General features: G+C 64.2%; 15 protein-coding genes. 10 read left to right on the top strand and 5 right to left on the bottom strand.

Going from position 1 to position 14,820, the window contains the following annotated elements; all coding sequences use genetic code 11:
* Positions 1-49: 49 nt before the first annotated feature.
* From cyoB to AC1Q6Z_RS14010, 5 genes are all read left to right on the top strand, one after another.
* Complete coding sequence (gene cyoB, locus AC1Q6Z_RS14030; RefSeq protein WP_492648263.1) at positions 50-2,053, top strand: cytochrome o ubiquinol oxidase subunit I; 2,004 nt, start codon at positions 50-52, stop codon at positions 2,051-2,053.
* 3 nt (positions 2,054-2,056) lie between these two features.
* Positions 2,057-2,680 carry a cytochrome o ubiquinol oxidase subunit III gene (gene cyoC / locus AC1Q6Z_RS14025; RefSeq protein WP_256116835.1) on the top strand — a complete coding sequence of 208 codons (624 nt, stop codon included), beginning with the start codon at positions 2,057-2,059 and terminating at the stop codon, positions 2,678-2,680.
* Positions 2,677-3,069, top strand: coding sequence for a cytochrome o ubiquinol oxidase subunit IV (cyoD, locus tag AC1Q6Z_RS14020; RefSeq protein WP_256116834.1), 393 nt, complete (start codon positions 2,677-2,679; stop codon positions 3,067-3,069). The genes cyoC and cyoD overlap by 4 nt, the downstream gene beginning before the upstream one ends.
* A 10-nt stretch (positions 3,070-3,079) precedes the next feature.
* Positions 3,080-3,826 carry an SURF1 family protein gene (locus tag AC1Q6Z_RS14015; RefSeq protein ID WP_492648262.1) on the top strand — a complete coding sequence of 249 codons (747 nt, stop codon included), beginning with the start codon at positions 3,080-3,082 and terminating at the stop codon, positions 3,824-3,826.
* An 83-nt stretch (positions 3,827-3,909) separates the two neighbouring features.
* Positions 3,910-4,728: an ATP-binding cassette domain-containing protein gene (locus tag AC1Q6Z_RS14010; protein WP_492648261.1), complete on the top strand. Its 819-nt coding sequence runs from the start codon at positions 3,910-3,912 to the stop codon at positions 4,726-4,728.
* Here the strand turns inward: AC1Q6Z_RS14010 and AC1Q6Z_RS14005 are convergent.
* Entirely contained in the window at positions 4,725-5,798 is a 1,074-nt protein-coding gene (locus tag AC1Q6Z_RS14005; protein ID WP_492648260.1) for an ROK family protein, read from the bottom strand. The two genes, AC1Q6Z_RS14010 and AC1Q6Z_RS14005, sit on opposite strands and share 4 nt — an antisense overlap.
* A gap of 112 nt (positions 5,799-5,910) precedes the next feature.
* Between AC1Q6Z_RS14005 and otsB the strand changes: the two genes are divergently transcribed.
* On the top strand, positions 5,911-6,723 hold the full coding sequence (gene otsB / locus AC1Q6Z_RS14000; RefSeq protein WP_492648259.1) for a trehalose-phosphatase: 813 nt from the start codon (positions 5,911-5,913) through the stop codon (positions 6,721-6,723).
* Between the two features lie 56 nt (positions 6,724-6,779).
* The gene (locus tag AC1Q6Z_RS13995) at positions 6,780-7,220 is read left to right on the top strand and encodes a PPC domain-containing DNA-binding protein (RefSeq protein ID WP_492648258.1); all 441 of its coding nucleotides are present in this window, start codon (positions 6,780-6,782) and stop codon (positions 7,218-7,220) included.
* Here the strand turns inward: AC1Q6Z_RS13995 and AC1Q6Z_RS13990 are convergent.
* The gene (locus AC1Q6Z_RS13990; protein ID WP_492648257.1) at positions 7,217-7,738 is read right to left on the bottom strand and encodes a cupin domain-containing protein; all 522 of its coding nucleotides are present in this window, start codon (positions 7,736-7,738) and stop codon (positions 7,217-7,219) included. The genes AC1Q6Z_RS13995 and AC1Q6Z_RS13990 overlap by 4 nt on opposite strands.
* A gap of 117 nt (positions 7,739-7,855) precedes the next feature.
* Between AC1Q6Z_RS13990 and AC1Q6Z_RS13985 the strand changes: the two genes are divergently transcribed.
* Together AC1Q6Z_RS13985 and ku (AC1Q6Z_RS13980) are read left to right on the top strand one after the other, a co-directional pair.
* Entirely contained in the window at positions 7,856-8,077 is a 222-nt protein-coding gene (locus AC1Q6Z_RS13985) for a hypothetical protein (protein WP_256116824.1), read from the top strand.
* Positions 8,077-8,874, top strand: coding sequence for a non-homologous end joining protein Ku (gene ku, locus AC1Q6Z_RS13980; protein ID WP_492648256.1), 798 nt, complete (start codon positions 8,077-8,079; stop codon positions 8,872-8,874). Before AC1Q6Z_RS13985 ends, ku (AC1Q6Z_RS13980) begins: the two co-directional genes overlap by 1 nt.
* A gap of 3 nt (positions 8,875-8,877) precedes the next feature.
* Here the strand turns inward: ku (AC1Q6Z_RS13980) and ligD are convergent, their stop codons facing one another.
* Positions 8,878-11,427 carry a DNA ligase D gene (gene ligD / locus AC1Q6Z_RS13975; RefSeq protein WP_492648255.1) on the bottom strand — a complete coding sequence of 850 codons (2,550 nt, stop codon included), beginning with the start codon at positions 11,425-11,427 and terminating at the stop codon, positions 8,878-8,880.
* A gap of 2 nt (positions 11,428-11,429) precedes the next feature.
* Positions 11,430-12,278, bottom strand: a complete 849-nt coding sequence (gene ku / locus AC1Q6Z_RS13970; RefSeq protein ID WP_492648254.1) for a non-homologous end joining protein Ku — start codon at positions 12,276-12,278, stop codon at positions 11,430-11,432.
* 162 nt (positions 12,279-12,440) lie between these two features.
* Between ku (AC1Q6Z_RS13970) and AC1Q6Z_RS13965 the strand changes: the two genes are divergently transcribed.
* On the top strand, positions 12,441-13,982 hold the full coding sequence (locus tag AC1Q6Z_RS13965) for a phospholipase D-like domain-containing protein (protein ID WP_492648253.1): 1,542 nt from the start codon (positions 12,441-12,443) through the stop codon (positions 13,980-13,982).
* Here AC1Q6Z_RS13965 and AC1Q6Z_RS13960 read toward each other — a convergent pair.
* Positions 13,880-14,812 (bottom strand): UPF0104 family protein, encoded by a 933-nt coding sequence (locus AC1Q6Z_RS13960; RefSeq protein WP_492648356.1) that lies wholly within the window; start codon positions 14,810-14,812, stop codon positions 13,880-13,882. The two genes, AC1Q6Z_RS13965 and AC1Q6Z_RS13960, sit on opposite strands and share 103 nt — an antisense overlap.
* Between the last annotated feature and the right edge of the window lie 8 nt (positions 14,813-14,820).

Below are 14,820 nucleotides of genomic sequence, written 5' to 3'. Positions count from 1 at the left end.
CGGCCCTCACGAGCCCTGGGGCTCGCATTCGAAAGATATTGGACAACCCATGTTCGGTGACATCAGCCTCACGCAATTCATCTTCGGACGGCTTACCTGGGAAGCGATCCCCTATCACGAGCCCATCCTCGTCGTGACCTTCGCAGTCGTGGCGCTCGGCGGCATCGCGCTCCTCGGCCTCATCACGAAGTTCAAGCTCTGGGGCTATCTCTGGCACGAGTGGTTCACCAGCGTCGATCACAAGAAGATCGGCATCATGTACATCATCCTGGCAATCATCATGCTTCTGCGCGGCTTTGCCGATGCGATCATGATGCGCATCCAGCAGGCCATCGCCTTCAACGGCAACGAGGGTTACCTCAACCCGCACCACTACGACCAGATCTTCACCGCGCATGGCGTGATCATGATCTTCTTCGTGGCGATGCCCTTCGTCACCGGCTTCATGAACTATGTCGTGCCGCTCCAGATCGGCGCACGCGACGTCTCCTTCCCCTTCCTCAACAATTTCTCCTTCTGGATGACGACCGGCGGCGCGATCATCGTGATGATGTCGCTCTTCGTCGGGGAATTCGCGCGCACCGGCTGGCTCGCCTATCCGCCGCTCTCCGGCGTGGACTACAGTCCCGGCGTCGGTGTCGATTATTATATCTGGGGCTTGCAGGTGGCGGGCGTGGGGACGACGCTTTCCGGCATCAACCTGATAGCTACCATCGTGAAGATGCGCGCCCCCGGCATGACCTTCATGAAGATGCCGGTCTTCACCTGGACCTCGCTCTGCACCAACATCCTGATCGTCGCGACCTTCCCGATCCTCACCGCGACGCTCGCCCTGCTGTCGCTCGACCGTTACGTTGGCACGAACTTCTTCACCAACGACCTCGGCGGCAATCCGATGATGTATATCAACCTCATCTGGATCTGGGGCCATCCAGAGGTCTACATCCTCGTGTTGCCGGCCTTCGGCATCTTCTCCGAGGTGGTCGCCACCTTCTGCGGCAAGCGCCTCTTCGGCTATGCCTCCATGGTCTACGCCACCTGCGTCATCATGATCCTCTCCTACATCGTCTGGCTGCACCACTTCTTCACGATGGGCTCGGGCGCCTCGGTCAACGCCTTCTTCGGCATCACCACGATGATCATCTCGATCCCGACGGGGGCGAAGATGTTCAACTGGCTCTTCACTATGTATCGCGGGCGCATCCGCTACGAGGTGCCGATGCTGTGGACGGTCGGCTTCATGATCACCTTCGTCATCGGCGGCATGACCGGCGTCATGCTGGCCATCCCGCCGGCAGATTTCGTGCTGCACAATTCGCTGTTCCTGATCGCCCACTTCCACAACGTCATCATCGGCGGCGTGCTGTTCGGGCTGATGGCGGGCCTCGTCTACTGGTGGCCGAAGGCCTTCGGCTACAAACTCGATCCGTTCTGGGGCAAGATGACCTTCTGGTTCTGGCAGATCGGCTTCTTCTTCGCCTTCATGCCGCTCTACGTGCTGGGGCTCATGGGCGTCACCCGCCGCGTCAGCCAGTTCGAGGACCCGTCGCTGCAGATCTGGTTCATCATCGCCGCCTTCGGCGCCGGCCTGATCGCGCTCGGCATCGGCTCCTTCATCGTCCAACTGGTGGTGAGCTACCTCCGACGCGACGAGCTGCGCGTGATCTCTGGCGATCCATGGGACGGCCGCACGCTCGAATGGTCGACGTCCTCACCGCCGCCGGACTACAACTTCGCCTTCACGCCCGTCGTGCACGACCATGACAGCTGGTACGACATGAAGAGCCGTGGCTACGAGCGTCCGCTCGAAGGCTTCAAGCCGATCCACATGCCGAAGAACACCGGCACGGGCGTCATCCTCGCCGGCATCAGCGTCGTGCTCGCCTTCGCGATGATCTGGTACATGTGGTGGCTGGTCGCGCTCTCCTTCATCGGCATCATCGCGGTGTCGATCGCCCATACGTTCAACTACAATCGCGATTTCTTCATCCCTGCCGAAACGGTGGCGGCGACCGAAGACGCGCGTTCCAAGCTGCTTCAAGAACGGACCTGAGCCATGAGCGCGACCCAAGTCCAGCAAACCGACGAAAAGCCGCAGTTCTACCTGACGGAAGACCATCACCCGGAAAACAGCACCATGCTGGGTTTCTGGCTTTACCTGATGAGCGACTGCCTGATCTTCGCCGTGCTCTTCGCCACCCACGGCGTGCTCGGCCGCAACTATGCGGCCGGTCCGTCGCCGGCCGATCTCTTCGACCTCAACATCGTCGCAATCAACACCGCGATGCTGCTGCTCTCCTCCATCACCTACGGCTTCGCCATGCTCCAGATGGAGCGCAACGCCAAGATGGAGACGCTGGTCTGGCTCGGCATTACCGGCGTGTTCGGCGCGATCTTCCTGGCGCTGGAACTCTACGAATTCTACCACCTGATCCACGAGGGCGCCGGCCCGACGCGCTCGGCCTTCCTGTCGTCGTTCTTCACGCTGGTCGGCACGCATGGCCTGCATGTCACCTTCGGCATCATCTGGCTGATCACGCTGATGGTGCAGGTCGGCAGGCACGGCCTGATCCCGGAAAACCGCCGCCGCCTGATGTGCCTGTCCATGTTCTGGCACTTCCTCGACGTCATCTGGATCGGCGTCTTCTCCTTCGTCTACCTTCTGGGAGTGATCGGATGAGCCCGAACCACGAAAGCGCCGCTGATACCCATCACGCCCATAGCCACGGACATGATGCCGGCCACGGCTCGTTCAAGGGCTACATGACGGGCTTCATCCTGTCGGTGATCCTGACGGCCATTCCCTTCTGGCTCGTCATGGCCGGCGTGCTGGACAGCAAGCTGCTGACCGCCGTCATCGTCATGGGCATCGGCGTCGTGCAGATCGTCGTGCACATGGTCTATTTCCTGCACATGAACCCACGCTCGGAAGGCGGCTGGACCATGATGGCGCTGATCTTCACGCTGATCATCGTCGGCATCGCGCTCGCCGGTTCCCTCTGGGTCATGCATCACCTCAACCAGAACATGATGCCGATGACCCACGAGATGATGAAGAACATGCCCTGACGAAGGCGCCATGACCGCTGACCCGCAAGCCGCAGGGGAGGGCGCCTCCTCCTCGCGCGCCAAATGGCTTATCACGGGCTTCCTGCTCGTCCTCGTCGCTGTGTTCCTGGCGCTCGGCACCTGGCAGGTGCAGCGGCTGTCCTGGAAGCTCGACCTCATCGCGCGCGTCGAAAGCCGCGTCCACGCCGATCCTGTGCCGGCACCGGGCGGGGCGGAATGGCCGGCGATCAGCCCGGAAAAGGACGAATACCGCCACGTCACCGCTACCGGCCTCTTCCAGCACGACAAGACGGTGCTGGTGCAGGCCGTGACGGAGCGCGGCGCCGGTTTCTGGGTGCTGACGCCGCTCCTCCTGCCGAACGAATCGACCATCGTCATCAACCGCGGCTTCGTGCCCGCCGAGAAGCGCGATCCCGCCGCGCGCGTGGCAAGCGAGATTGCCGCTGGCCCCGTGACCGTGACCGGCCTGCTGCGCCTCAGCGAACCGGGCGGCGGCTTCCTGCGCGCCAACGATCCAGCAAACGACCGGTGGTTCTCCCGCGATATCGCCGCCATCGCTTCCGCCAAAGGCCTGAGCAATGTGGCGCCCTACTTCATCGATGCTGACGCGACGCCCAATCCGGGCGGCCTGCCGGTCGGCGGGCTCACCGTCGTCGCCTTCCGCAACAGCCATCTCGTCTACGCGCTCACCTGGTATGCGCTGGCCGTGATGAGCCTGGCTGGGATCTATCTGGTCCGCAAGCAGCGGGCCGCGTGACGCTCCTCCGCAACTTGGCGCTTGCCGAGCCGCCCGCGCGAAAATATGAAGGCGGAAATCATATTTGCGAGGACCTGCTTTCCATGAGCGCATCGGCGGCACACGCAACCAGACCTTCCACCGCTCCGGCCTCCGTGTTCTCCCTGCACGATGTCGGCATGGAACTGGAGGGGCGGGCGCTGCTGCGCTCGATCTCACTGGACATCGTCGAAGGCCGCTCGGTCGCGCTGATCGGCCATAACGGATCGGGCAAGTCGACGCTGCTGAAACTTCTCGGCCGGCTTGCCACGCCGACATCCGGCCGCATCCGCTTCGAGGGCCAGCCGCTCGAAAGCTGGGACCGCCGCACGCTGGCCCGCCGCCTCGCCCACTTGCCGCAGTCCCTGCCGCTGGCGCCGGGCATGCTGGTGAAGGAACTGGTGGCGCTCGGCCGTTATCCCTGGCACGGCGCGCTCGGCCGCTTTTCCGCCGAGGACCGCCGCAAGGTCGAAGAAGCGATCGAACTGACCCATCTCGGCCCGCTCGCCGATCGACTGGTCGATAGCCTTTCGGGCGGCGAGCGCCAGCGCGCCTGGATCGCGATGCTGGTGGCCCAGGACGCCCGCTGCATGCTGCTCGACGAGCCGATTTCCGCCCTCGACATCGCCCATCAGATCGAGGTCCTCTCGCTGGTGCGCGACCTGACAACGCAGAAGAACGTCACCATCGTCACCGTGCTGCACGACGTCAACATGGCCGCGCGCTACTGCGACGACATCGTCGCCTTACGCGGCGGCGAGGTGGTCTCGATCGGCACGCCGGAAAGCATCATGACCCCGGCGGAACTCGATCGCATCTTCGGCGTCGCGATGGACGTGGTGCGCCAGCAATCCTCCGGCCGCCCGCTCGCCTTCGCGCGCTAGCTTTTCTTGTTGACGAAGCTGGCATTGCCGAGCCCGGTGCCGATCGTCACCGCGGCCCAGCTTTTCACGTCCTTCATGCGCGGCACCTCCGAAAGGCCCTGGACGACGGCATCGTTGTGCATGATGACGAAGGTCGGCTGGTCGGTGATGCGCGGAATGGCGGTACGCAGCGCCTCCGGCAGGTTGAAATGCGTGCTTTCCCAGTTGCCGCCCGGCAGGTTCTGCCCGCCGCGGGCAATCGATCCATCAGCCGCGATGATGCCGGGGCAGCCGATGCCGATGACCGGCGCGAGCGCCAGCTTGGCCTTCTCGGCCTTGGCGATCAGCGCCTCGATCATGCGGACGAGATATTCGATAGTCGCGGTGCGGCGGGGTTCGTCGTCGGCATGGCGCCAGAGCTCGGATTTCCAGACCTTGGCCTTGGAGAAATCCGCCTTTTCGCCGAGGTTGAGCTTGACGACGCCGGCACGGATGTTCGTGCCGCCGATATCGACGGCGAGGATCGCGTCGTGCCCCTTCAGCATCCAGGAGGGAATGAGGTGCACGGCGCCGATGAGCCCGGCCTCGTCCGGATGGTGGGCGATCGGCTTGAGCGCCACCTTCAGGCCTTCCGCCTTGAGCAGGATCTGGGCGCGCGCGATCGCCATCATGCCGACCTTGCTGTCGCGAAAACCGCCGCCCACGGCAATCGTTTCGGTATCCTTCCAGGAATCCTCCTTCATGTAGCGGGCAAGCACGTCCGCGAGCGTCTTCGCAAAGTCGCCGATCGCCGCCATCACGAGGGCGGCCGCTTCCGATTCCGGATCCTTCAGCAGCGCATCGACCTCCTTCTTCGAGAGATCGTCGGTCGGAACGCCGCCGAGCGGATCGTCGCCGCCTTCGCGGACCCGCTTGCGCCAGTCGTTGATCGCGTCGCGGAAGGCGCCCTTGTTGGCCCGGTCGCCGATGAAGCCGTCCTTGTCGCGCCGTTCGAGATTGTAGCTTGCGACGGTCACCGTCGGCAGCTCTTCCGCCCCGTGGGTGACGGGCGCCTCGTTCTCCTCGACCAGTCGCGATTTCTGTTTGGCCATGTCCGTTCCTTTGTTGATGCGAGACCACAATGCGCCCGGTAAAAACTTGTTCCTGCCGGGAGCGCGAACATCTGCCCTTGCCGGGAGGCAATCGCGATCTACTTGCTGGTCGATGAGCGAACAGGAAAAATTGCGGCCGTCCGATGCCGCAACCCGCCATCTCATCCGCCGTCTGGTCGAGGAGCCCGATCGCTGGGCACTCTTCCTCGACATCGACGGCACCCTCATCGATCTCGCGACGACACCGGATGCCATCCAGGTGCCATTGTCGCTGCCCGGCACCCTGGATGCCGTCTCCGCCCGGTTGCGCGGCGCGCTGGCGCTGGTGACGGGCCGCAGCCTGCCCTATGCGGACGGGCTCTTCGCGCCCTTCCGCTTCCCGATCGCCGGCCTGCACGGCGCGGAATTCCGGGGCGCCGACGGCGAGACCTCGATCGTCACGCAAACGCCAGCCTTTACCGCGCTGAAACAGCGTCTTGTCGAGCAGACGGCCTGGATGGAGGGTGTACTGATCGAGGACAAGGGTGCGGCCGTCGCCGCGCATTACCGGCTGGCGCCCGCCTATGACACCGCGCTCGAAACGATGATGCGCCACCTTGCGGACGAGGCAGGGCCGGACTGGGTGCTGCAACCCGGCAAGATGGTCTTCGAAATCCGTCCCGCCCGCGCCGACAAGGGCGACGCGGTCGCCTCCTATCTGGAGCAGCCGGCCTTCGCCGGCCGCTTGCCCATCACGATCGGCGACGACCTGACGGACGAATCCATGTTCGCGCTGGCGAATGCCCGTGGCGGGCAGTCGATCCGGGTCGGCTCGCTTTCCACGGCCACCTGCGCGCTCGCCAAGGCCTCGTCGCCCTCGGCCATCCGCTCCGCGCTTGCCACCATCGCCACCGCGCACGAGCAGAGGGCGGCATCCGCCTCCTGATCATCCGGAACAGAAGCGGCTTTCACGCCTTTCCCCTCCGGCAAAGGGAGACCAAGATGAAACACAAACTTCTGGCCAGCGACGCGGGCGAACGCACCTTCATTCTCGTTCTCGACGAGGGGGACGAGGCCTTCCGCTGCATCGTCGACTTCGCAGAAAGAGAGGGCGTTACGGCCGCCTCGATCACCGCGATCGGCGCGTTCCGTTCGGCGACGATCGCATTCTTCGACTTCGAGACGAAAAGCTACGAGAAGATCCCCGTCGCGGTCCAGTCGGAGGTGCTGAGCATGCTCGGCGATATCGCGATCGACGACGAGGGTAAGGCGAGCCCGCATCTGCATGTCGTGCTGGGCCTTTCCGACGGCAGCACGAAGGGCGGTCATTTCCTGGAGGGCTATGTTCGGCCGACGCTGGAAGTCGTGCTTCGGGAAACGCCGGCCGATCTCAGGCGCAAACACCGCGCCGATCTCGGCATCGCCCTCATCGACCTTGGTTAGTCCGGGTTGCCGGATGCCTCTTTCCAGAGGGAAACCAGCGGCCCGGCAGCGCCATAGAGCGGATCGCTGTGGGGAACGGGCAGGGTGGCGATGATCTTCAACTCTCCGGGCGTCGCCGCCGCCGTCTCGATATCGGCATGCTGGCCCGGCGGATAGCCGCCGACCACGAGGAAATCGTCGCTGGCGGAAATCCGCATATGGCCGGTGCCGGCCGGAAGCACCAGGCAATCGCCCGCGCGCACCTCCAGCGTCGCGCCGTCAGGCCCGCCGATCAACAGTTCGGCCTTGCCCTCGGCGATGCCGAGCACCTCATGCGCCCCGACATGATAGTGTTGGTAGGAGAAGACGCCGTTTCGCCAGAGACCCTGCCAGCCGGCATCCGAAAAACGGCGTTCGAAGCCATGCGCGCGATCCCTCTCCGCGGCAGTAAAAACCTGCCTGTAGACCAAGACCGGGAGGAATGGATGGTTCGGCACCCACTCGCTGGCGGGGAAGAAGTGTATCTCCGGGTTCGTCATCTCGACCTCGTTCGCCGCGTTCCGGCGTCTTTATACCGCCAAACTGCCCACGCGACCGAATGTTCCGGGAACCGACGGCGCCATGCCGCATTAGGGGTTCGAACGGAGATACTCGCCATGGACAACAAGGACCGCCTGATCCTGGCGCTGGCCGCACTTCTGCGGGCCGAGCGCGAAACCCGCGGCGCCCTGCTGGAGGTGCTGGAGGAGGATTCCATTTCGCGCGAAACGCTGATGGCGATCCTGTCTGACCCGATTCCGATCGTCACGCAGGAGGACATCGCGTTTGCCGAACGGTTCGCGCTTTCGAAACACCTGCCGATCGAGAGGAAGAGCTGATGGCGCCGCGCTCCTTCTGGAAGGGTTATCTCAAGCTCTCGCTCGTTACCTGCCCGGTGGCGATGACGCCGGCAATTTCCGAGGAGGACAAGGTGCGTTTCCGCACCCTGAACGGCAAGACCGGCAATCCCGTCGTCAGCCGCTATGTCGATGGTGTTACCGGCAAGGTGGTCGGCGAGGACGACGAGGTGAAGGGCTATCCGCGCGGCGAGGACGACTACGTCATGCTGGAGGACGAGGAGATCGAAGCGGTGGCACTGGAAAGCACCCGCACCATCGACATCGAGACCTTCGTGCCGCGCGAGACGATCGAATGGATCTGGTACGACGCGCCGCATTATCTAGTGCCGAACGATACGGTCGGCGAAGAGGCGTTTTCGGTGATCCGTGAAGCGATGGCGGCGACCGGCACGGTCGGCATTTCCCGGCTGGTGCTCTATCGCCGCGAGCGGGCGGTGATGCTGGAGCCGCGCGGCAAAGGCATCGTGCTGTGGACGCTGCGCTACGGCGACGAGGTGCGCGAGGAGAAGGACTATTTTACGGGAATGAAGGCGGGCAAACCGGAGGCCAAGGCGCTGACCTTGGTCAAGACGCTCATCAAGGAGCGCACGAAGCCCTGGGATCCGAAAATGGCAGACGACCCGGTGCAGGACCACCTTCTCGACATCATCGCCACGAAGAAGAAGGGCCGCAAGCGCCCGGCCAAGGCGAAGACGCCCCCGCCAACCTCCGGCAATGTCATCAACATCATGGATGCGCTGCGCAAGAGCATCAAGGCCGAGGGCAAGGGCAAATAGGCCTCAGCCCTTCGCCTTGCCCTTTGCAGCCTTCAGCGGCTCCGCCGCAGCCTTGAATTCCGCCCAGGGATCGGCTTCGAGCGCCTGAAGTCGCGTCGGTGTGTTTTCAACGGTGAAATAGGCGGGGCCGATATCCGGGCTGAGCTCGTTCCAGGCGAGCGGCATGGAGACGGCGGCACCGGGGCGGGCACGGGTGGAATAGGGGGCGACCGCTGTCATGCCGCGCTGGTTGCGCAGGTAATCGATCAGGATCTTGCCGCCGCGTTTCGACTTGGTGATGGTCGAGACATATTTGTCCGGGCTGTCCTTCGCCATGGCGTCGGCAATACCCTTGCAGAAGGCCTTGACCGCCGGCCATTGCGCGGAGGGTTTCAGCGGCGCGACGACGTGCAGGCCCTTACCGCCGGAGGTCTTGACGAAGGCATTGAGCCCCGCCGCTTCCAGCCGCTTGCGGGTCTCCTCGGCCGCCTCGATGATTGCGGGCCAATCGACGCCTTCGCCGGGGTCGAGGTCCATGATGATGCGGTCCGGCCGCTCCCAATCGACAAGGGTCGAGCCCCATGGGTGGATTTCCAGCGTCGCCGACTGCACGAGACCGAGCAGCCCGTTGAGATCGTTGATCGCGACATAGGGCTCGTCATCCTTCTCCGCCGGGTCCTGCACCTCGACGATATTCGCGTTGATGCCCTTCCAGGCGTGTTTCTGGAAGAAGGTCTGGCCGTCGATGCCGCTTGGCGCGCGCAGCAGCGCGAGCGGTCGGCCGACGATATGCGGCGCAATATAGCGCCAGACCTCGGTGTAATAGTCCGCGAGACCCTCCTTGGTGACGCCCTCGTCGGGCCAGTAGACCCGGTCCGGATGGGTGAGGCGCACGGTGCGGCGCGGCGGCTTTTCGTCTTTCGGGGTGGTTTTCGATCTGGGCACTTCGGCGACAACCTCCGTTGCGGGCTTGTCTTCCCTCAAACCGCGGAAGGAAGCATGCCGCAGATGCCCGTCGCCCGTCCAGGCGCGAAATTCGACCTCCGCCACCAGTTCCGGCCGTACATAGCGCGCCTGCCGCGCCTCATCCGCCGTCAACTGCCGGCCGAACGGGCTTTCGTCCGTCCGCATGCGGTTCAAACGCTTGAAGAGATCGGCGGCGACCGAGGCGCTGAAGCCGGTTCCGACACGGCCGACCGGTTCGAGCTTCCCGTCCTTGTAGACGCCGAGCACCAGGGAACCAATGGCCTGGCGCGATACCGAGGAGGGCACGAAACCGCCCACCACAAATTCCTGGCGTGCCGAACATTTCGATTTGATCCAGCTCTTGCTGCGCCCGCCACGATAGGGCGCGTCGCGCAGTTTGGAAACGACCCCTTCGAGGCTCAGCCGGCAGGCATGGCGCAGCACGAGCGCGCCGTTCTCGTCGAAATGGCCGCTGTAACGCAGCGTGCCCTCCGTGCCGGGCACGAGCGCGTTGAGCACGGATTTTCGCTCGTCCAGCGGCAGGCGCGTCAGGTCGTAGCCGTCGAGATAGAGGAGGTCGAAGACATAGAAGACGAAGCGGTCGTCACGCCCTTCGCTGAGATCGGCCTGCAGGGCGGAAAAATCGGAAGCGCCGGCGGCAGTTTCGACGACAAGTTCGCCGTCGATGATCGCCGTGCCGAGAGGCAGGTCGCGCAACGCCTCCGGCACCGCCTTTCCGAATTTCTTCGTCCAGTCGAGACCGCTGCGGGTGAGCAGTTTCACCCGGCCGGCCTCGATGCGGGCCTGGAGTCGGTAACCGTCGAACTTGATCTCGTGCAGCCACCGTTCGCCGGCAGGCGGGGCGGCGGCAAGCGTCGCCAGCGTCGGGGGCAGAAAATCCGGAAGCTTTGCCTTGCGGGCGCCGTTAAGGCCGGAGGGATCGGGCACGGGGGGCGTCTTGACCTCCGGCGCTGCCTTCTTGGCCGCTTTCGGCTTTGCAGATTTCCGGATGCGCCCCGTCTTCGACGACCAGCCCGGCGCCTCACTGGCGACGTCCGCGATCTCCCGTCCCGTCTTCACCGATTCCGGCCGCTCGTTAAGAAGGCCGTCCTCGCCGTCCGGCATGGCGAACTCGTCGTCGCCTTTGATCAGCAGCCAGTTCTCGCGTTTCTCGCCCGGCTTGCCCTGCATGCGCACGAGATGCCAGCGGCCATGCAGCTTCTCGCCATCGAGCTCGAATTCTAGATGCCCCTTGGCATAGGCCTTCTTTGCATCGCCAAGCGGCTGCCAGGTCCCGCGATCCCAGACGATCACCGTACCGCCGCCATATTCGCCCTTGGGGATCGTGCCTTCAAAGTCGCCATAGGCCAGCGGATGGTCCTCGACATGCACGGCGAGCCGCTTTTCGCTCGGCACCAGGCTCGGGCCGCGCGTCACCGCCCAGCTTTTCAACACACCGTCCATTTCGAGTCGGAAATCGTAGTGCAGGCGGGTCGCGTCATGTTTCTGGATGACGAAGCTGTTGCCGCTCTTGCGCCCCTTGCGGCCCTTCGGCTCGGCGGTCGTCTTGAAATCCCGTTTCTGTCGATAGACATCCAGCGTCGCCATGCTCAGCCTGCCTTCTGCCGGCTGGCGGCCGGCTTGCGTGTGGCGGTTTTCTTCGCACTGCGCTTTGCTGTCTTGCCGTCTTTGCCCGCGCTCTGCCGCAGTGCTTCCATCAGGTCGATGACCTTGCCCTCGACCTTCGGTTTCTGCGGCTTGATCTTGCGGCCCTCGATCTTCGCCTTCACCACCTCGGCCAGCGCCGCATCGTAGCGATCATCGAACTTCTTCGGATCGAAGCGGCCGCTCTTCGTCTTGATGATGTGTTCGGCCAGTTCCAGCATCTCGCCCTTCAGCTTGATGTCCGGAATTTCGGAAAACGTCTCCTCGGCGGAGCGCACCTCGTAGTCGTAGTTGAGTGTGGTCGCGATGAGGCCGTCGCCGTGCGGGCGGATCAGAACGGTGCGCACCCGGCGGAAGAGCACGGTCTCGGCGAGCGCCGCCACCTTCCGGCTCTTCATGCCCTCGCGGATCAGGGTGAAAACCTCCTCGGCGTGCCTGTCGGCGGGCGCAAGGTAATAGGGTTTGTCGAAAAACAGGTCGTCGATCTCATCGCAGGCGATGAAGGCCTCGACATCCATCGTCTTGTCGCTTTCCGGCACCGCGGCGGCGACTTCGTCCGGGTCGAGCACAATATAGTCGTCCTTGCCGGTCTCGTAGCCCTTCACCTGGTCGTCGCGCTCCACCGGCTTGCCGGTCTCGCTGTCGATGAATTCGCGGCGCAACCGGTGCCCCGTCGCACGGTTCAGCATGTGGAAGGAAATACGCTCATTCGTCGAGGCGGCCGTGTAGAGGGCGACCGGGCAGACGAGCTCGGCCACCTTCAAAAAACCCTTCCAGTTCGCTCGTGGCGCCACGCTGCCGCACTCCCGCTCCAAAACGGAAGCAATGCCGGCCGGCGTCATTTGTTCCGGCTTTTTCCAGCGTCGGGAACCAAAGTCGTTTCCAAGACTTTCCGCGCAGAACGAATTGACGTCACCAAGGCAAGGCAGCAGATCGTGCGAATTGAAGAGTTTCCGTTGCGCGTCCCAACCGAAGACACGCCGTCCGCCATCATCCGCCCCGGATGCAATGTCTGGCGCACGGCGAAAGCCGACCGGCTGAGCGTGCTCGTTGACGGCGAGGCCTATTTCCGGGCGCTGGAAAGCGTGCTGGAACAGGCGCAGCGCGAGGTGTGGATCATCGGCTGGGACTTCAATCCGGATATCCGGCTTCGGCCGGACGACCCGCAATCGCCGACGCTTGGCGCCTTCCTGCTGAACCTCGCCGAAACGCGTCCGTCGCTCACGATCCGGGTGCTGATCTGGTCGATGGGGCCGATCTATTCGGGAAAATCACTCAAAATGTTCCGCAAGCGGCGGTGGTCCTCCCATCCGCGCATCGTGCTCGCCTTCGACAACCGGCATCCGCTGCGCGGATCGCACCACCAGAAGATGGTGGTGGTGGAAGACCGCGTGGCCTTCGTCGGCGGCATCGATCTTACGGCGAAACGCTGGGACACCAGCGAGCACCGCGTCGAGGACCCCCGCCGCGCGCTGCCATCCGGCGAGCGCTATGAGCCGGTGCACGACATGCAGGTGGCGCTCGAAGGCGACGCCGCGCGGCTGGCCGGCGACATTGCGCGCAGCCGCTGGCTGTTTGCGACGGACGAGGCGGTGGCGGCTTGCGGGACGGACTCTAACGTGCGCCTCGACGGCATCGTCGCCGACATGACGAACAGCACCGTCGCCCTTGCCCGCACCGAACCGGCGCTACGCGGCCGGGCCTGCTGCACGGAGGCGATGGACCTCACGCTTGCGGCCCTGTCCGCAGCGCGCCGGCATATCTACATCGAAAGCCAGTATTTCGCCTCGAAGAAGGTGTGCGACGTGCTGTGCGAAAAGCTTGCAGACCCGGATGGCCCGGAGGTCGTGGTGATCTCGACCTTGAGTTCGCATGGCATGATCGAACGCATGGTGCTCGGCGCGAACCGCGATCGTTTTGTCCGGCGGCTTCACCAATGCGATAAATTCGGCCGCATGCGGGCGTTCTATCCCGTCGTGCCGAAGCCTGATGGCACGGAGCAGGAAATCGTCATCCACTCGAAAGCCCTGATTGTCGACGACATCTTCCTGCGCATCGGCTCCTCCAACCTGAACCAGCGCAGCGAGGGACTGGATACCGAACTCGATATCGCGATCGAAGCGCGCACGGAAGCTGAACGGCGGAGCATCGTCGCGCTGAGGGACCGGCTGTTGGCGGAACATCTCGATGCGGACCCCGCAACCTTTGGGGCTGCTGTCCGGACAGAAAGCTCGCTCGTCACGGCCATCGACGCCTTCAACACCCGTGCGCGCGGCCTGCGCCAGTTCGAGGCCGCTAAGGGCGAGGGCGCCACCGAGCCGGTTTTCGGCACGGGGCTGGTCGATCCTGTCGCGCCGTGGTGGCCGCTCTCCACCTTAGTGGATTCCCTCCGCCTTCAGCTCGGGCTGTTGCGCAGGCCGGCGTCCTCGTTCGGTCCGAGCAAGGCTTCGCTGGCCAGCAGCGAAACGAGCCCGAGCGGAAGCGGGATGAAGAAATAGACGACGCGGAAGGCGATCAGCGCGCCGATCGACGCCGAACCGCCGAGCAGGAAGCCGATCGTCGCCTCCAGCACGCCGAGCCCGCCCGGCACATGGCTGACGAGCGCGGTGAGGTTGCCCACCACATAGGCCGCCGTCGTTTCCATATAGCCGGCGGCACCCGCGAGGAGCTGGTGCAAGGAGGCGGCCACGAAGGCGAAGTTCAATGTTCCCACGGCAATCTGCAAGGCAGCGATGCGCGGCGTCGGCAAAGCGAAGCGCCAGCTCCGCACCTTGAGTTCCCCACGCACGAAGGCGGAAAGCGCCAGATAGCCGGCGCCGAGCGCCAGGCAGAAGGCGCCGAGTGCGACGGAGGCCACTGTGCCAAGCCCGGCCACCTTGCCGGCCGTGCCAGGAAGCAGGATCAGGCAGAGGCCGGCGAGCGTGATGAGGCCAAGGCCGACCGTCACGCCGCAGAAGACGATCAGCTTGGCGATCTCCTCCGCAGTCAGGCCCCAGCGGGAATAGAAGCGATAGCGCACGGCACCGCTGCTGAGCGCGGCGACACCGACATTGTGGCCGATCGCGAGACTGGTGAAGGAGGCGAGGGCTGCGCGCGGATAGGCGAGCGGCTTTTCGACATAGCGCAGGGCAAGGAAGTCGAAGAGCGTCAGGCAGAAATAGGAACAGGCGGCGAAGGCGAGTGCGAGCGCGAAATTCGTGCCAGGGATTTCGGCGATCGAGCCGGTGATATCCGCCCACGAATATTGGCTCAAGGTCCGGTAAACCAGCCAGCCGGCGACGAGGACCGCGCAGGCGACCAGCGCGTGGAGGATATGGGCTCGTTTCATTCGCATGA

The sequence above is a fragment of the Shinella sp. GW835-FHT14H05 genome, assembly GCF_058793575.1.
This window is presented reverse-complemented; position numbering and strand designations above follow the sequence as displayed.